Origin of the sequence: Puia dinghuensis (assembly GCF_014642875.1) — a bacterium.
GTDB classification, from domain to species: domain Bacteria; phylum Bacteroidota; class Bacteroidia; order Chitinophagales; family Chitinophagaceae; genus Puia; species Puia dinghuensis.
Genome location: NZ_BMJC01000007.1, coordinates 153,495 through 170,730, shown reverse-complemented (window position 1 = coordinate 170,730; position 17,236 = coordinate 153,495). Strand labels below are relative to the sequence as shown.

Sequence of the window (17,236 nt, the reverse complement as noted above, 5' to 3'; positions counted from 1 at the left end):
ATGAAGCGCAGCATCCTCGCCGACAGCATCGCCTATTTTTTCATCTTCCTCTTCCTGTACACCGGGGGCATTAAACTGACCGAAATCCATACCTTTCGCCAGCAGCTCTCCTCTTCACCACTGATGGCATCCCTAGCGGGTATCGTAGCATGGACCCTCCCGATCGGCGAGATTCTCCTGGCCATCGCCTTGTTCATCCCAAAATGGCGGCTTAAAGGCTTATATGTTACCGTCGGCCTGATGACGCTTTTCACAATCTACGTCATCACCATCCTGCTCATCGACGACCAGCTCACTTGCAGTTGCGGAGGCATCATCGAAGAATTATCGCCCAAACAACACGTTCTGTTCAACACCATCTGCATGATTCTCAGCGGTATCGGTATCCTGGCCATGCGTCGGCAACAGCCGACACGGCAATTCAAATGGCTCACCGGCACAACGGCTATTGGATTATTTGCCATCGTTGGCTGGTGGTTATTCACCGCCTTCCAGGCCCCCGTCGTCCAGAAGACCGGTCTGGAGGGTCGCTTGATCCCATCCATTCCCCTGTTGCTTACCGACAGCACTACTTGGCTCAATACGCAGGACATCCCCACCGGGAAGCCGTTTATCGTTATGGGCTTTGCTCCATGGTGTGTTCATTGTCAGAGGTTAACCATTGATATTAAGGACCATATCAAGGATTTTAAGGATACTCGCATCTTCTATATTACCCCCGATTGGTTCAAGAATATGAGATCCTTCTACGAATTTTACAAACTATCCCAATACCCGAACATCGTCATGGGAAGGGATAGCGCCAACCTTTTCTTCGGCTTCTTTAACAGCCATACGACACCACTGATAACTATCTACGATGCCAAGAAAAGACTGAAAAAGGTGATCCCAGGCCAGCCCACCGCGGCGCAATTGGCCCAAATGATCGACAATTGAGGCACAGTTAATACGGCGATAATAACAAATTTCAATTTGCATACTCCGCAAGTACACCTGCTGGAAGCGAAGATTGAAAGGCCTTTAAATTCTTTTCCAGGCCCTCTGCGATGGTCGTATCGACCGCAAAAAAAGAAAGATAAGGACTTGCAAGCGTCGTGTTATTCGGTACATACCAATGAGCTACTTTCTTCCAGGGATAAAAAGTCTCCGGCTCGAACCAGTTTTCATGCACCACAGCGATCTTCACCCTTTTCGCACCGCTAATACTATCGATAAAAGCAGGCGTCCGACGACTCATCTTGACAGCTATAGCAACGTCCTGTGTTCCTAATCCGACGAGATCAACTTTACTGCCTTCCGTCTGATAGGACATTGCACCGATGTCATTGAAGGAGACCACCGTATTATTGTAGTACCGATGTAAGAAACGACCAGCCTGGTATTGCTGTTCATAGATGTTTATACAACAAAGCGAGATGCGCCCGAATGCGTCGGTACTCCTCAGCAGAAAAGGGAAAATGAAGAGAAAACAAAGATAAACAACTATACCCCTGGATAATACTCCCTTCTTATGCATGAAAACCTTGCCCCAGTAAACCATTAGAACGCAGACTATAGGAATCGCGCTACCAATGAGATAAGCTTCATACCGGCAGAAAGTAGCAAGGCTTGCCGCAAAAGCCAAATGCAGGAAGGTGCCCCCCGTGAGGATGATCAAAACTAACCGAAAGGTACTATTTTTCCGCACCTCATCGAGAAAGAACAAACCCAATAAGGGGAGGAGAAAAAGAAGGCGTTGCAGTGATACGCCATTCATGCCGAAGTAATTTGTTAACTTATCATAAATGTCATGGGTAAACAATTTTACCATTCCTTCCGTAGACAATAGAGACGGACCGGATTTTATCAGCACCGAATTCGGGATAAAAAACCCGCCTCGAGATATAGAATAGATACCAAAAATGAGGATGGGCAACAGCGAGAACAATCCCAAATTTACGGCAAACAGCCAGCGCCGATAATATACCAGGATCAAACAGCCCATCAGTATTAAAAAAGTACCCTCATATCGAACAGTAGCCGTCAGCAGTCCATATACATAGATCGTCCATGGAACAGAAATTTCTTTTTCCTTCTTATCCATACTGGTTCCAAACCAATCTGAAAATTCATAAATAAATAAAAAACTAAACAAACATTGTAACGTATGCTCCATCCCTAACGCTATGAGCACTGGAAGAGGTACAAGGAAGATCACCAGCAATAAAGTAACGAGTTGTGCGTTCCTGCTGATACCTTGCCTTACCAACCATTTATGCATGACAACCAGCAATCCGACAGAAGCTGACAAGTTGAGGATCAGCGGAACCAGCGTATATGCCGGCCACAATTTGAAAATCCCTGCCAGCAACAGCGTATACAAAATAGACGAGGATGCCGACACAAACTCATACTTGGTAATGCCCCAAACTCCATACTTGGCCAGGTTGCGTGCAATGGCAAGATGTATATAGGTGTCGTCCTGGGCAAACACTATTTCTCCATGGGTGAAATCGAGCACACTATACTCGATCAACACCGTAGGCACCAGAAGCATAAAAACAGAAAACAGTAGAACCCAATTGTCAGAAAAGAAGGATTTGACCGATGACATAGCGGCAGGCATTTTACGCTCGAAAAATACATGCCTTGCCTGCAATCGTACAGCACATATATTTTCATTGCAAAATAACCGTCCTTTCTATAGGGATATTGCCATACACAGTCTGGACTGTAGCCTTCCCCCTGTTGAATCGCACCGTGGCAAAACCCGTGCCAGTGGATAAAAAGCTAGTAAAATCGCCAACCCGCGACCGCACATATAAAGTCTTGTCTACCGCATCATACCGAACACCCGTCAGGCTTTCAAGTAGCGCATAGCTGGACATGGCGCGGGCATACCAGTGTCCACACTCATATTCGTCGAAGGGATTACGCACGCGTCCATCATAGCGGTTGCGGCAAGTGCGAACAATATCCAATCCCTCCTTTACCCTTCCCATAAAAATAAGATGCGAAGCCACTTCGTACTCGATGCCTGTCCACACCTCATCACTGTAAATAAACGGTAATGACAATTTCCCGCCCTTCGGCCAGGAGCATAACAGCAATCCCCCTTCATGGCCAAGTGCAAAGGTGGGTCGCTGCGGATTGCTGTGGCTGGCAAGGTCTTTTTCAAGATTATATTTGTACACGGAAAGCAGATGACTCACCACCTTTGCGCTATCTAAAGGCTGGTTTAGCCCGCAAACCTGCGCCATCCATGCGCCGAGCATGCCATCTGAAAGACAACCGGTGCCATACTGATACTTCGGTCCCTCCTTCTCCAGCAGCTGTATTGCCTCGGGAGAATACCCGCCTTCAAGCGAATGTTTCGAATCCTCCACTGGGTCGGCGGCGCTCAGCCCCTTCCACTGGATCTTCTGAAAAAAATACTCGCCATTGAAAAGACTCTGCTCCACGAAGCCCCTGCCCTTGGCCAGCAAGTCCGCATATCGGCTTACGTCATCGCCCATGGCAATGCCCATCTTCGTAATTGCCTCTAACGCCCCCAGGTAAAAACCGGTACACATCGGCTCAGGTCCCCAAAACTCGATGTCATAGGTATTATGATGCGGCTCTTCCAGCACTCCTGTATGCCGGGGATCCCAGGTGTGGATGCAATAATCCATACTGAGCTTAATCCTGGGATATAGCTGCCTCAACCAGTCATTATCTCCGCTTATCCGCCAATCCCGGTATATTTTCATGATCCCTCCCAGTTGGCCATCTGATGCCGCATGGAAGAGGTGAGCCTGGGGGCGTATCGGTAATATCGCCCTAAACTCCTGATGACCTTCGGCATTCTGATCTTCCTCGAATTCAGTTCGTCGCAACCCCCGCTCCAGGTCAGGAAACAAATGGCTTAGCGCCTGTGCATAATTCCAGACATGCTCGCAGTTCCCTGGGCAGCTACCCTGCTGGTCCTCACAGCCCTCCCAAGACCACAACCGGCCATCGTATTGCCGAAGCACGGTTGGCGACTTTAGAATCGTTAGATTGGCGGCAACGGCCTCAATCACTTCAGGCGGCAGAGTACTGCTATAGAACGCATCCCTAAAAAGCAAGGAATTTTTCCGCAGCTCAACATAGTGGTCACGCCAGTAATATGCCACACCATCAATATCAGAAAACTTACTGCTATACCAGGGTTTGTGATAGCGCGAAGGCAGGACCACTGAGCTATTGCGCACTGTACTGTCCTTGGGATCAACAGGATCCTTGCCCATCCGCAGCTTGGAATTCGGTACATACCAGGCCATCATCACCCGGATGGTCTTTTCCTGGCCGGGCTGTAATGTAAAGGGTACCATTAGGGATGCGCCAATGGCATCCTTTTGGGGCACACCGGCCTGGACAATGCCTTTCTCGATATCGTTCCATACCATCGTCATCGGATCAAACCACCCACCCCTGAACCAACAATGGTTCACCACAGTCGCGGGGTCATCGGTGAAAATCGCAAAATCCGCCTGTAATTCGGGATTATCAGTGGTACTATCCTGCGTGAGAATAAATCCTCGGTCCAATGGCCTTATGCGATTGGGAGTTTTTCGAATCGCAAGGAAATTCCGCGCATTGTATGAAAATACATATTCCCGGAGTTTGGAATCGGTGTTCTTAAACCGGTATTCCAGTGCCCCCACTGGCAGACTGGAATTATCCGCGTCGGTCGGGACAAACGGGCTCCAGCCTGTAATATGTACTTCCAGGGGCAACTCCTTATCCGTCAGATCGATCTCCCCAAAAGGAAAACGTGCCAGGAAACTGGATTCTGCAAATCGCCGCAATCCCCAGGTGGCGCCGGGCATCCCCAAGGCAGAGTTAAATTCGCCGTACTTCTTCCAGGTCGGGACTGGCCCTTCCAGCACCCGTGCGCTGTTCTCCATGCCTTTCACCGTAATCGCCGCAAAAACGGGTGGCTCGTTGAACATGTCCGGTCGATGACGGATAGAGAGATGCGAAATGGCGCCCGCACCCTCCAGGCAGAACATGCCCGCCCCCATTCCGCCAATGGGAAAAGCTACGCGGTTCGTGTATTCATAGGTATAAACGTCATTATAGACATGATGGGAAATGGCTTTGGGCTCAAATGATAAAGGCTGGGCCGACAAACCTAACCCACTGATCAGCAGCAATTCGGTAAAAAAAAGTTTCATGGTATGCCCTTAAAAGGAGTAATTTTTAGTCTAGTACGCATTGGAAGATAGATTCTTTCAATGCAGAATAAATGCGGTGATCCGCTTGCCCAACTTGTAAAGAATTGAATCTTACCACTGCATAAAGATGAGCACAAAGAACATCCACTCATTCTTGGTAAGCATCGTACGGAGCACCTTTAGCGATCGGGATTTAATAATGTAGACATTATTTTCTGTCATCCTAAGTTCTGAGGCTATTTCCCGGGTGCTTTTTCCTTCTAAATAGGACATCCGGATTACCTCGCCACCAGGTAATCCTTGCAACTTCTGGAAAATGACCTCCATCAACTTTGTCTGGACACGCTCCAGATCTATGGACGAGTCAGCTCGTTCATTGTCTTCCGCCATCCGTATCCATTCCCGGGTAGTAGATTGATTTACCCTGTCCCCACGTAAGTAAGAAATGCAGGCATTGCGCGTAACGAGATAAAGGAAGTTCTCCAGATGGCGGGGGGTGGCGAATTTATCCTTTCGATCCCAGGCCTTTCGAAAAGTTTCACTTACAATATCTTCCGCATAAGTATTATCCCTTAGGATCTTAAGCGCAAAATAACTTATCGGGCGATAGTATCGCTCGAATACTTCCCGAAATGCATTCTTGTCTCCTTCCCGGAAAAGGAGGAACCAATCATCGCCTTGAGTAGTTGTTTTCATTCTTGGGTAAGCGATCTTTCCAGACCACTTATCTACAGGTTGTTAGAGTTTGAAAATCATCATGCAATAGGGATGGCCGGACGAAAGGTCTAAAGTGGCTGATAAGATTCAAGTTACGAATTTTCCGCCGTTTTGTACACAAAAAACTGTTTTTAGTGCACCAACAAAATTTGCCCCCTCCCCTCCCGGCGTCGTAACTTACTCCCGCACACAACAGGAATCTCTCCATACATTCCTAAGGCCCTGGTTCGCAGCATCCCATATATAATCAACCGGAAAAAAGGGGATCTGCCGGATTCCAGGCAGTTCCCCTCCGCCGGTGAAGCCGATGGCACTCAGCTTTGAAAGGATCAACTCTACATCTCTCTCGGTTAGCAGCGCAGCAAAAGTGTATTCGTTCTATCCATAAAAGCAAAAACCATATTGCCATGAAGTCCTTATTACACCGCCTTATCCGGCTCGACTATCTCATCCATCTCAAGAGCACCGGAACCCCCGCCAACTGCGCGCAAAAGATCGGCATCTCCGAACGCAGCCTGTACGACTACCTCAAAATGCTAAAGGAAATGGGAGCGCCCATCAAATTCTCACGTAACCGGGGTACGTATTATTATAATGAAGAAGGGCGCTTCCGTATTTCCTTTATTTCAAAACACTACGAGCAGGAGAATGCCGATCTGATGGCGATGGCGGATTGATCGTCTGGCCACCGAAGAATGATCACAGGGCCATGGCGGAATACTCAGGCTGGCAACGTCTTCAGCGCCTCCACCACCAGCCCCTGTACCTCCCTGCGCACCTGCTCGAACTGCAGCCGGACGGCCTTTTCATCCACTGCCCGAACCACCGGCAACTGTCCCGGTGCGACCACCCTCGCCTGCCCCTGCAAGCCCGCGGCCGCCGCGCCATCCCCTTCCCGTACCAACCGCCCATGAAAAGCCTTCAGCTCCAGCTCTCTACCCGGCTCGTCGGACAGTATCCCCACGAACTCCCCCGACGAAAGCCCCGCAATCGTCGCCGGCGTCACAGTAGGCTCCCACTGCAGGGAAATATTCTCTGAAGTGTCACTGCTGTACGCCGTAACGCTACTGAGTTGCCGTTGAATAGGCGGAAACCGCTCGCTCACCCACCGCGCCGTTTCCCCGCCTACCTGCCCGCACAGCAAGTTGCCGGAGATGTTGAGGAAAGTCTCCGCCTCATTCCGGGTATACCGCGTCCGCAGCTGGCTGAGGTCCTGAACGGCAAGAACAGGAATAATGTCATTACTCCGCCCCGTCGCGATAGTGGTCGTCATGCTGTAGGCTCGCACCGTAGCAAACTCGTCACAGACCAGCGCACAGGGATAACGGCCCGGCTGGTTACAAAGCCGGTTCAGCCGGTCGATGTACAGGGAAAGGATCGGCCCCAACGCCTCCTGCCGCGCGGGGTCGCCTCCCAGGCAAAGGATCTTCGGCGCCGCCGGATCGTTGATCTCCAGGCTCAGATCATTGCCCGTAAGGATATAATACAGATCAGGCGACGACAGTCGGCTCAGCGCTATCCGCGCCGTCGACACCTGGCTGTCCAGCATCTCGAAGCTCTTGTTGTCATAGGCTTGCTGGAACGGCATGATCAACGACTCTATCTCCGGTTCCGCCGCTAACATCGGAAACAGCCGTTCATAGGGTGTCTGCGCCAGTTCGATCGCATGGGGCAGGGTACAATAGCAGCCATCCCGGTATTGGCGCAGGAACCAGATCAGTGCGCCAAGGAAATTCACCGCCGACTCGACAAAGAATTCACCCTGCCGGTCGATCCAGGTCTTGTTCAGGCTGAGCAACACCGTCTGGGCAACACCCAGGGCATCGTTCACTGTCTCGAGCGTGGCCGGCGCCAGGAGGTTGCAGCGGTGGCTGCGGGAAAGATCGTTGAACTGGATACAATAGAACTTCGTCCGCGGCGGATATCCTCCACGGTTGGCCTGGAAATGCCGGTAGACCAGCCCCGTCAGCGCAGGATATTTGAAATCGTAAAGGAAGATGGCTGTCTTCTTTTCCATCAGCTGCCGGATCAGCGGCTCGATGATAAAGCGCGATTTCCCCGATCCCGGACCGCCCAGGATCAATATCCCCCGCCGGGGATTGAGCAGGTTGACCCAGCTCGACATGGTCTTGCCGTTGAAGGTATGCTCCGCCCGGAGATGCAGTGCGAGGCCATAGTCGATCTTCCGTTGTTCCTGCGGAAAGCCCGACGATTTCCGCCCAAACGGATCATTCCTGGCCCAGGGCACCCGCAACAGCCGCCGGAGCCGGCTGCCTCCCGTCAGCAAGAGTCCATAGCCGACCGTCTTCAACAACATATACCAGACGATCGTCGTCATCGGGTCGCCCGCCCGCGCAAAAAGCAGCAGACTACCACAAAACAACACGGCGCCTATCCCAACATAGACAAGACAGCTGCGCAACGAAACGGCCGGGCTCTTGGTGGCCGGCGTTCCAGTCAACGAAAGCGCAAGAAAGAATACGACAAGAAAGTGACAGCTCACTCCCTCGAGCACCCCGGTATCATGCACCGCCTGCAAGATCCGGTCGCTGATCCGGCTGGTATAGCCCCATTGGTCGAAGGCCCAATAACCGGTATAATAAAAGTGCAGCCCCAGCAAGGCAATGCTGATGACTAAGCTCAACTGCGTAATATCCTTATAGGAAGAATGCATAGTTACAAGTTTTTAATGTGAATGCCCATAACGGTGGTTTTGCCGTTGGTTTTGTTCCTGCACTCGTTGTTGAATTTGCTGCCGATAGGTTTCCTCCGGCACCAGCCGCTTCTCCAGCGCCGCAAGCGAATATTCCCGACCCAGCGAATCCCCTTCGAAGACCGTCTTATTCAGCTGATCGACAAACCACACCTGCCGGCCGGCCTCCTTTTCCTCGCGCACCACTACACTCACCTGACGCTTCGCCAGCGCCTGCTTCAACGCTTCCAGGCTGAGTGGCTTCCCCGTCAGCGCATAATCGATCAGGCTGGTCAGGGAGCTCCGGTGCCGTTCGCGTGCTGATTGGTTTTCCACGAACCTCTTCTCCAGGTTGGTCAGCGTAGGCCGCACGCTAAACCGCCGGGCCGGGTAATACTCCCGTTCGGGCACTCCGTCGGCATTCAGGATATGATAATGGAGGCCCCTCTTTCGCCAGGTGAGCGTCCCCTCCTTTCCCCGGTTGACTTCCATATGATGCAGCCGCAGAACGGCATTCAATTCACCCAGGTTGGTGTAGCTATAGTAGGGGATCACCTCATCCAGCACCTGGCTCATGGCCGCATGCCGCTCGCCGTATTCGGTCTGCAATCCATACTTTCGTTCCAATGCTCGCGTCAATTCTTGGCTCCGCTGTAAGAGCTCCTTGGTGATGGTGATGATCTCACCCTCGCGGTCGATCTTAGGACTGACCAAGTGGACATGCGTCCGGGGTGCATCGCTATGCCGGTAGATAAGATAAGGTTGATCGCCAAAACCCATCCCCTCCATATACTCCCGCCCGATCGCCGCCAGGGTAGCGTCGGCAATCTTCTCTCCTTTGCCAAACTGTAGTGCCGGATGAAACACGGGCTTTTGAATGGTATCATGCAGCGAGAGCCGCTGTTTAAAAGAATATTCAATATCCTCCCGGGTAAGCGACTGCCTATCCTTAACGAAATTCTCCGCCGCGATGCATTCCGCAACCCGCTCGCTCATCTTTTGTTCGTGATAGTTCAGCGTTTTTGCGATGCTGGGGCTTGATTGGACATTTGCATGCATAGTTGTACGATTTTATCGATGGTGGTCTGAATTTTTTGATGCAGCAGCACCAGCTGCGCCTGTTCACCCGGCGAAAGCCGGTGGTCCTGCCGGAGCGCTGCCATTTCCTTTCGAAGCAATACGATCTCTCCGACAAAGTCATCGAAGGATTTATTGCGGTGGACAATCTCTACCGGCTGTCCCAGGGACACTTTACGGACATAGCCGCCGAGGGTATTACAGGTCGTCCGGGCATAGCCCAACTTCAGTCGATGGAACTCCTCAACGCTATACCGGACGCGCACCTCCGGGCGCTTATAATCGGCTGGCTTTTGCATCTGTTTTCGCTTTTAAGATTTGTTTGGATTGAATCGTCAGCTGCAGGGTCCTTCCCCCACCCTTCTCACCCGCTTCCAGTATCAGCTCCTTATCCTTCGCTAGCGCAAACGGTCTGAACCCCACCCAGCTGCACCGCACCGAATCCTGGTCAACCGACGGCAGCTCCAATTGGCTCATCGGCGCCAGTGGCTCCTCCTGCAAGGCCGTTCGCCGGAAAGCCCGCCGGTCGCGGACCGTCCACCGCACATACGCCGGCGTATATCCAATGGGGGACCGGTTCACCCATTCCAGGCCGAACCACAGACAGGAGCCGGCGATCCTGATCTCCCGCAGCCGCAGCTCCACCCCCCCGGTTCGACAGCGCTCGAGTACAGGCCCCGCCGGTTGCCCATCGGGTGCCAACAGGCTGCTATCGGCCACCGGCCGCACCCAATCACCGAACCGTCCAGGCTGAAAGCCTCGCGCACCCCGCAGCAACACCTGGTACCCCGCCCGCACCGTCACGCGCACCTGTCGCACTTTTCGCCCGAGGAAGGTCTTAGCCGCCTGTATCCCCGCACCCGCCGCCTGCGCGCCAAGGCTCGGGTCGAGGGTCATAAGATTGAGCGAACTCACTCCCTGGTCCGCCGATTGCTTGGCCACATCCCGGCCCAGCAATCCCGGAATATGGATGCCCGCCAACCCATCGAGATCGTACACCTGCCAGTCGGTAGGATAAAGGTTCCGCCCCTCCCGCAGCGCACCGATATGTACAGACAACCGGTCCCCATTCAACGTCACTGTTCCATACACCAGCTGCCCTGCCGGCACAACCCGCCCGTTGATCCGGATGGAATCCACGATCCGCAGGGCAATGGTCGTCCCTGCCGTCAGCGTCTGATCTTCGGTCACCACCGCGGCGATACTGTTGACAGTGGAATCTCCCGGCAAAACGGCATCCGTTGTCCGGACAACAGCCGCCGCCACAGTTGCCGGTGAGGCTTGCTCCTGCGGATGCTGGATGCGGATCACCTTGTCGAGCATCGCATTCAACCGGTCGATCTGCGGGTCGGCCACTGGCTCTTGCTGACTCACTTCACCCACCACCGGAGAAAGCGGCATTGACCGCACCGGCGCAGACGGCTGATGCACCGATTGCCGCAGGCGATCCAACTGCCTCAACAACGCATCCGCCCGGGCATCACCCTGTGGTGGCGCAGCCGCCACTGAATGATGAGCCACTACAACACTATCCCTTCGATAAGGATCCTGCCGCTGGTACTGCGCCTTCCTCGCCGAATCACTCTCCGCCTGCTGATAAGCCTTCAACTTATCCTGGAAAGCTTTCGCCGGATCGAACGGCGACGCCGGCAGTTGGATATTAAGTCCGCCAACGGCCTTGCTTCCAGTGTTTGTGTTGCCGCGGCCGCCGCCAAGCACATGGAAGACGAGACAAAGAAAGGGAAGGACGATAAGGGGCAGGCAAAGGAGGAAATTTCGCTTTTGCCTGGTGATGATTAGTTTCATATTTTTTCATTTTAACGTGTTTCAACTTTTAAATCATGGTTGTCGATAATCTCCCACCGTTCGATGAGAAACCCATGGGGATTATTATCACTCCGGCCCGTATTCCGCAGCCAGCCCTCGGTGAGCAGGTTGCGTGTAACCATACTCGTCGGCCGGATGATCTTCTCCGTCGCATAGCACCGGAAATAGATGGGATAGCTGTGCATGTCAAGTGCGATGCTGTCGATGGTTATCTCCTGGCTGATATTGCCGGCGATATGGGATAGCTGTGCATGTCAAGTGCGATGCTGTCGATGGTTATCTCCTGGCTGATATTGCCGGCGATGATGCCGCTGTAATAGCCGTTCTCCCGCAGGCTCTCATACATCCGGCGGGCGCTGCCATCGGCGAGATACAAGGCCCTGGTGACATTTGCGGTGATCACCTTCTCGTCCGGATCGAGCGAAAAGAAATCCGTATGAAAGCTGCGGATATGGTCCCGCGCCTCCACGGGAATGTTCTCCCGCCGGCTGGCGGCTATGGCTTCCAGCGCCTTGCCGGACTCAAGGATGTAGATCCTGTCCTGGACGCGGCCGACGGCGCGCAGCGACTGCCAGACGACAAAGCCGCACAACAACATACTTCCCGCCACCACCACAGCGGTGAACAACCGGATATGCCGGAAAGAGGTTTCAATATTTCTTGTCTTTGGAAACATAGTCATTCGTTTTAGGTTAAGCGTGTCCGCCATAGCCGGGCGCCCATCCCCGCGCTGCGGATGATATAATGCGTTACCGAGGGCACCGTGAAATACCCGACGATGCCCATCAGCAAAAACACGAGGTACGCGGCATCGGTAGCCCCGAACGTCGTCTGCCCCGTGGCACTCAGCTGGGCGATGTCGAGCTTGATCATCTCCTGTTGTATCTGGGCGATCAGCGAACCGAAGATGTTGGCCACGGGTAGCCAGAGAAAGACGTGGAGGTAGCGTGAGAACCACTGGCTGATGCTGTCTTCGAGCCCGCGGTATACCGAGAAGGCTAACGCGAGCGGACCGAGTATAGCCAATATCACCAGGTAGAACGTTCGCACCGTGTTGATGCAAAGCGCCGCGGCCTCGTACAGCACCTGCAGTATCTCCGATAGCCACACCTTCACCGAATTGCGCAGGTTATAAGCAGTCTTGGCCATCTCGAATTTCACCCGGTTGGATAGCCCGGAGAACATCCCCGAGTCGGCCTCACCCGACAGTTCCTCCCATTTGTCCAGGCTCCCGCCGCCGTTCGACCCGACATACATCTGCCAGTCGCTGCTTTGCTCGAGGGCCTGTTCCTTTTGCTGCAACAGCGTCGCCACCCCCTGGTTGGCATCGGTGTAGATCGCCGCCGTACCCGTTACGGTAGGCTCCATCACTCCGTTGATCAGTCCGATGACATAGGGCCACAGCGCGATCGCGATGCCGATGGCAAAGGGCCGGTATAGCGCCTCCATTTCTACGGGTTGAGCCTTGGAGATCTTCATCCAGACGTGCGCGGCGACATACCACAGCGTGCCGAAGCCGGCGATGGCGCTGCTGATGCCGATGAGGTCGCTGCAATGGACGATCATCGTATTATACACTTGCCGCAGGACGCCCTGCAGTCCGCCGATGTCGGCGGAGATATCAATCAGGTAGACCATATAATTTTTTTAAGGTGTTAATGTCTCCGGCCTCGCGCTGCCGCCGCGCAGCTTCCACGGCAAGGCTATTATTGAATTGTTGCAGAAAAGCAGCCTCACTCCGAACCTCGGCATCGATGCGGTCGAGCGACACCAACCGCTGGGCGTCCGACATTCGGAGCTCATCGTCGGTGGTCACCATCGCCAGCTCTTCCAGGGCCTGGCTACAACGGTTTAGCAAGGCCGAGAGCGTGCTCGTGATATAGCCCCGCTCCTGCGCGGTGAACACCGGGTTGCCGCCCAGCCTTGCCGTCGCCGAGCGCCAGTTCCCCACGATGCGAGCCGTTGTGTTGAGGATTTCGTCCAGCCGCGGGTCATCCCGGACGGCGGGATGCACCACCCACAGCGCATCGAGAAAGGCCTTGTGGAGGTTGAAATTGTCGCGGGCGATGTCGCGGATATGGGTATAACCCGTCTTCAGCTCAGTGTACCCGTCATACATCTCCTGTAGCGTCGACTTCATCGAATGCAGCTTCTCGACGTCGAAGGCCAGCTGCTCGGTGAGATCGAGGATGGACTGGCTGCGGCCGGTCACCGAGACAAGCCCGAACGCCAGGATCAAGATCATTTTTAGCATAAGAATGGTTTTATGGTGAAACAATAGGTTGCCGTTTCCAGTAATCCAGGGCCGCCTGCAACTGGGCGATCAGCGCCGTCAGCCGGCTGCGAAGCGCTTGTACCCGGGGATCGCCTGTGACGACTGGCTTGACCCTGTCCAGGCTGCTGAAATATGTGCTGTGAAGCCCGTACTCGCCGCGGCGGATGGCGTCGATCGTTTGCAGCCCGCTGCTGACGGTCTGGTATCCCTGTTGGATCGTATGCTCGAGTGTCTGCAAGGCCGCCAATTCCTCGATCCAGGTGCGGATGGACTGGGCATGCCCTGGCAGCGCCAGGCCGCCGCAAAGGGCGCTAATGAGCAATAAGCGGTTCATAGTCCGTAGAGTTTTTGGATCACCTGAATGTCTGCCGCATCCTTGGCACGCTGGAGGCTCAGCAGGCTGTTCTCCTGGGTGAAGGTGCGCAGGGTGGCGGAGTTGCGGTCGATGTCCGCGGCCGTCTCGTCGAGCAGCCGGAGGCGGGCCGCATCGTCCATCTGCGTGGCGAAGCCCGTGAGAACGGTGGCCAGTCGCCCGACATCCCGGATACTCGCATCGAGGATACCGCTGTAGACGCTAAGGATATGCGTCAACTCCCCCGGACTGAAATGCGCATCCTGTTTCACTGCCGCGGTGGCTCGCTGGTAATCGCTGACAAGCTGTGCCTGCCGGTCGAGCAGTGTTACCACCTTACTATAATGGACGAATGCGTCTTTCACCTGCCACAGCTCGTTGTAGTATTCGCCGTAGAGGTCTTTTTGTTGCTGCACCCAGCCCGTTATATCATCCAGCAGGTCGCCGGCCATCGTATTCTCAAGCGCCTTCTCGGCATTCTGCAGCAAGATCGTCTTCGTCTGCAGCCGCTGGATATGTAGATCGGCGGACTCGAGCGCTTCCTTGATGGCGTCGCCGATAATATCGACCTGTGCCGAAGCCCGGGCATGGGGCGCCAGCAGGAAAAGACCAGTCAATAGTGCTGCGACCAGCAACTTCACCGCTCCGCTGCGGATATCGGCCGCCAGTGCATCGATACCCTTCCAAAGGCTGCCATGCTGCCCGGCATATTCGAACACCTTCACCTTCTCCTTCTCTTCCGTGGTGTACACCAGGTATTCCTCCAGCGGGACTTCGACCCGGTATACCCTGCCATGATCGGCGCCGAGACCGATGAAAACCTCTTTGTATTTGAGGTTAGGGTCGTTGGCCCGGTTGAGCGAAAGCACCATGGTTTTGTCTTTCTCCGTGAGGCCGAGCAGTTCCTGTATCTGGTCGAAGCGGTTGAGGAATTTGCTCTGGTCGAGCAGGATCTTGCAGTCGGCGTTGTTGATGATCGCGTTCTTCACCACGGGGCTGGAGACGATGTCTTCGATATCCTGGGTGACGACGATGGCCTCGCCGTAGAATTTGCGAACGGTCTTGAACAGATATTTCACATAGTCGCTCATCCCTTCCTTGGCGATGGCCTTCCAGGCTTCTTCCAACAATATGACCTTCCTGACGCCCTTCAACTTCCGCATCTTGCTGGTGAACAGCTCCATGATGATAATGGTCGTGATCGGGAAAAGAATTGGATGGTCCTTGATCGCATCCAGGTCGAAGACGATGAGGCGCTGGTGGAAGAGATCGGTGTTTTCCGTAGCGTTCAGTAGGTAGTCATATTCTCCACCCTTATAGTAGGGGCGGAGAACATAGAGCAGGTTGCGGCAGTCGAAATCGCTTTCGCGGACACCCACTTCAACGACGCGCGGCTGGAAAACGTCCCGCGTCCACTCGTAAAAGCTGTCGAAGCAGGGCGTTGTCGACGGGATATCCGCCAGCCAGGCGTAATAGCCCTCAATCATATTGGACAGGGCCACATATTCGCTGCGGCGGAAGCCTTCGTCCGTCTTTTTCCAGAGGGTAAGCAGCAGAGCCTTGAGGCTTTCCTTTTTCTCGGTGTCGAGGGTCTCGCCTTCTGCAAGCAGAAAGGGGTTGAACCGGATGGGGTTGGCCTCCGCGCATTCGAAATAGTAGCCGTCGAGCAGCTGACATAGCGACTTATAGCTGCCGCCGATGTCGAGCAGGACGATATGGGCGCGCTGGGCATGGTAGCTGCGGACGAGAAGGTTCGTGAAAAATGATTTCCCGCTGCCGCTGCCACCGAGGATAAATTTATTTCTGTTAGTGATCCAGCCTTTCTTCAGTGGTTCGTCGGAGAGGTCTACGTTGACGGGGATGCCCGTGTGACGGTCCCCCAGGCGGATGCCTGAGGGGGTAGTTGTCTTTGTGGTGGGGTCGCTCCCTTCGGGGATCAGCCAACAGAGCGCCGCTCCGGGGAAGCTGAGGAAAGTCTCGTTCACCGGGAGGTCGCCGGCGTTGCCCGGGATGCCGGCCCACCAGATCTGGGGGGCGCCCACCGTTTCGAGATGGGGCGTAGCGCCGGTGCGGTGGATGGCGGTGATGATACGGCTGTTCAGTTCCGGAAGAAAGGCCGGGTCTTCGGTCCACCCCAGGATGTTCTGGTGTACGCGGACCACCCATTGGCCGGGTTTTGCCGCCTGGTCGAGGAAGGCGTCGATGTCCGCGGCGGTCGCGGCGTTGGTCCGGTCGGCCCCTGCCATGCTATGAAGGCGGCGACGTTGTGTTTCCAGTCTTTGCAGTTCGTCTCTGGCATCGAACTTCTCGATGTACAGGTTGCAGATGTGGTCGACGTCCAGCAGCGGACCGAGCGTAGTCGCATGACCGATAGGATAATTGGTATTGGCCGTGCTGTAGGGTTCATAGAGCCGGAAGGGACTGCATTGCGATGGAAGGTTGGCGGCATCGGCGAGGGTGTAGAGCACCAGCCGTTTTCTGCCGACGCGGATCTCGCCTTTGTCGATGTCGACGTCCTGCAGGACGGCGGCTCGCTGGAATTGTTCGAGCGTCATGTATTGTTCCAACAGCCCTGTCCGCGACATGGTACCCATTAGGTCTTCTCCGGTGAGATGCTTCAGTTGGATGACACCGCTGGCATTCAGGCCATCGATGAACTGGCGGCATTCCGCAAGAAAAGCATCTATTTCGGCCTGGGTGGAGCAGTATTGCGGGTCGTGTGCCGACCTTAGCAGCGAAGACAGTGACGAGTCTGGCGGCCGCCTGGTGGCTGTTCGTTTGGTGATGTATAAAAACGATCGTTGCATCCGGTAAAGCCGGCCATTGAAATGGCGGTTGCTGCTGTCGGCGAGAATGTCGCCGGTATCGGTCGGAAGGGTGAGATCGGTCCAGGCGGTATTGTTGTAGATATCCTGGAAATGAACGATGGTGCCGTAGGTGAAGAGCTCCATTGCTTTCTGCAGGGTCTCGTGCAGCCGGCCGTATTCCGCCGGGGAGAGGTCGTAGAGAGGCTGTTTGGTTACGGCGCAGGCGATGGCGATGTCGCCATTGCGGCTGAGCAGGCAATTATTATCGATCTCCTGAATAGGGAGAAAGGTGTGAATTTGGTAAGAACGCAT

Annotated in this window: 15 protein-coding genes; 2 read left to right on the top strand and 13 right to left on the bottom strand. The window is 54.3% G+C overall.

Annotated elements, in window-relative coordinates:
- Complete coding sequence (locus IEY39_RS27825) at positions 1-936, top strand: TlpA family protein disulfide reductase (protein WP_188937830.1); 936 nt, start codon at positions 1-3, stop codon at positions 934-936.
- Between the two features lie 31 nt (positions 937-967).
- Here IEY39_RS27825 and IEY39_RS27820 read toward each other — a convergent pair whose 3' ends face one another.
- The 3 genes from IEY39_RS27820 to IEY39_RS27810 form a co-directional block, all read right to left on the bottom strand.
- Positions 968-2,593 (bottom strand): DUF8728 domain-containing protein, encoded by a 1,626-nt coding sequence (locus IEY39_RS27820; RefSeq protein WP_188937829.1) that lies wholly within the window; start codon positions 2,591-2,593, stop codon positions 968-970.
- Between the two features lie 64 nt (positions 2,594-2,657).
- Positions 2,658-5,177, bottom strand: a complete 2,520-nt coding sequence (locus IEY39_RS27815) for a GH116 family glycosyl hydrolase (protein WP_188937827.1) — start codon at positions 5,175-5,177, stop codon at positions 2,658-2,660.
- A 111-nt stretch (positions 5,178-5,288) separates the two neighbouring features.
- Entirely contained in the window at positions 5,289-5,873 is a 585-nt protein-coding gene (locus IEY39_RS27810) for an RNA polymerase sigma factor (RefSeq protein ID WP_188937826.1), read from the bottom strand.
- 428 nt (positions 5,874-6,301) lie between these two features.
- On the opposite strand from IEY39_RS27810, the gene IEY39_RS27805 reads away from it, so the two are divergent.
- A complete protein-coding gene (locus IEY39_RS27805) occupies positions 6,302-6,571 on the top strand; it encodes an HTH domain-containing protein (RefSeq protein ID WP_188937824.1) in 270 nt (89 codons plus the stop codon).
- A gap of 44 nt (positions 6,572-6,615) precedes the next feature.
- Here IEY39_RS27805 and IEY39_RS27800 read toward each other — a convergent pair whose 3' ends face one another.
- From IEY39_RS27800 to IEY39_RS27755, 10 genes are read right to left on the bottom strand one after another with little or no spacing between them, the layout of a single operon-like run.
- A complete protein-coding gene (locus IEY39_RS27800; protein ID WP_188937823.1) occupies positions 6,616-8,568 on the bottom strand; it encodes a YWFCY domain-containing protein in 1,953 nt (650 codons plus the stop codon).
- A 12-nt stretch (positions 8,569-8,580) separates the two neighbouring features.
- Complete coding sequence (locus tag IEY39_RS27795) at positions 8,581-9,645, bottom strand: relaxase/mobilization nuclease domain-containing protein (protein WP_188937821.1); 1,065 nt, start codon at positions 9,643-9,645, stop codon at positions 8,581-8,583.
- Positions 9,600-9,962, bottom strand: a complete 363-nt coding sequence (locus IEY39_RS27790; protein ID WP_188937819.1) for a hypothetical protein — start codon at positions 9,960-9,962, stop codon at positions 9,600-9,602. Before IEY39_RS27790 ends, IEY39_RS27795 begins: the two co-directional genes overlap by 46 nt.
- Entirely contained in the window at positions 9,940-11,469 is a 1,530-nt protein-coding gene (traM, locus tag IEY39_RS27785) for a conjugative transposon protein TraM (protein ID WP_188937818.1), read from the bottom strand. Before traM ends, IEY39_RS27790 begins: the two co-directional genes overlap by 23 nt.
- 11 nt (positions 11,470-11,480) lie before the next feature.
- Complete coding sequence (locus tag IEY39_RS27780) at positions 11,481-11,675, bottom strand: hypothetical protein (protein ID WP_188937817.1); 195 nt, start codon at positions 11,673-11,675, stop codon at positions 11,481-11,483.
- Between the two features lie 23 nt (positions 11,676-11,698).
- Entirely contained in the window at positions 11,699-12,166 is a 468-nt protein-coding gene (gene traK / locus IEY39_RS27775; protein ID WP_188937815.1) for a conjugative transposon protein TraK, read from the bottom strand.
- A gap of 11 nt (positions 12,167-12,177) precedes the next feature.
- Positions 12,178-13,128 (bottom strand): conjugative transposon protein TraJ, encoded by a 951-nt coding sequence (gene traJ, locus IEY39_RS27770; protein ID WP_188937813.1) that lies wholly within the window; start codon positions 13,126-13,128, stop codon positions 12,178-12,180.
- Positions 13,112-13,744 (bottom strand): TerB family tellurite resistance protein, encoded by a 633-nt coding sequence (locus tag IEY39_RS27765; RefSeq protein WP_188937811.1) that lies wholly within the window; start codon positions 13,742-13,744, stop codon positions 13,112-13,114. Before IEY39_RS27765 ends, traJ begins: the two co-directional genes overlap by 17 nt.
- 10 nt (positions 13,745-13,754) lie before the next feature.
- On the bottom strand, positions 13,755-14,099 hold the full coding sequence (locus IEY39_RS27760) for a hypothetical protein (protein WP_188937809.1): 345 nt from the start codon (positions 14,097-14,099) through the stop codon (positions 13,755-13,757).
- Positions 14,096-17,236: a TraG family conjugative transposon ATPase gene (locus tag IEY39_RS27755; protein WP_188937808.1), complete on the bottom strand. Its 3,141-nt coding sequence runs from the start codon at positions 17,234-17,236 to the stop codon at positions 14,096-14,098. Before IEY39_RS27755 ends, IEY39_RS27760 begins: the two co-directional genes overlap by 4 nt.

Coding starts and splice junctions, on each gene's coding strand:
- IEY39_RS27790 (WP_188937819.1), bottom strand. CDS start 9,962: ATGCAAAAGCCAGCCGATTATAAGCGCCCGGAGGTGCGCGTCCGGTAT.
- IEY39_RS27765 (WP_188937811.1), bottom strand. CDS start 13,744: ATGCTAAAAATGATCTTGATCCTGGCGTTCGGGCTTGTCTCGGTGACC.
- traK (WP_188937815.1), bottom strand. CDS start 12,166: ATGTTTCCAAAGACAAGAAATATTGAAACCTCTTTCCGGCATATCCGG.
- IEY39_RS27795 (WP_188937821.1), bottom strand. CDS start 9,645: ATGCATGCAAATGTCCAATCAAGCCCCAGCATCGCAAAAACGCTGAAC.
- IEY39_RS27780 (WP_188937817.1), bottom strand. CDS start 11,675: ATGCACAGCTATCCCATCTATTTCCGGTGCTATGCGACGGAGAAGATC.
- traM (WP_188937818.1), bottom strand. CDS start 11,469: ATGAAACTAATCATCACCAGGCAAAAGCGAAATTTCCTCCTTTGCCTG.
- IEY39_RS27825 (WP_188937830.1), top strand. CDS start 1: ATGAAGCGCAGCATCCTCGCCGACAGCATCGCCTATTTTTTCATCTTC.
- IEY39_RS27815 (WP_188937827.1), bottom strand. CDS start 5,177: ATGAAACTTTTTTTTACCGAATTGCTGCTGATCAGTGGGTTAGGTTTG.
- IEY39_RS27800 (WP_188937823.1), bottom strand. CDS start 8,568: ATGCATTCTTCCTATAAGGATATTACGCAGTTGAGCTTAGTCATCAGC.
- IEY39_RS27810 (WP_188937826.1), bottom strand. CDS start 5,873: ATGAAAACAACTACTCAAGGCGATGATTGGTTCCTCCTTTTCCGGGAA.
- IEY39_RS27760 (WP_188937809.1), bottom strand. CDS start 14,099: ATGAACCGCTTATTGCTCATTAGCGCCCTTTGCGGCGGCCTGGCGCTG.
- traJ (WP_188937813.1), bottom strand. CDS start 13,128: ATGGTCTACCTGATTGATATCTCCGCCGACATCGGCGGACTGCAGGGC.
- IEY39_RS27755 (WP_188937808.1), bottom strand. CDS start 17,236: ATGCGTTCTTACCAAATTCACACCTTTCTCCCTATTCAGGAGATCGAT.
- IEY39_RS27820 (WP_188937829.1), bottom strand. CDS start 2,593: ATGTCATCGGTCAAATCCTTCTTTTCTGACAATTGGGTTCTACTGTTT.
- IEY39_RS27805 (WP_188937824.1), top strand. CDS start 6,302: ATGAAGTCCTTATTACACCGCCTTATCCGGCTCGACTATCTCATCCAT.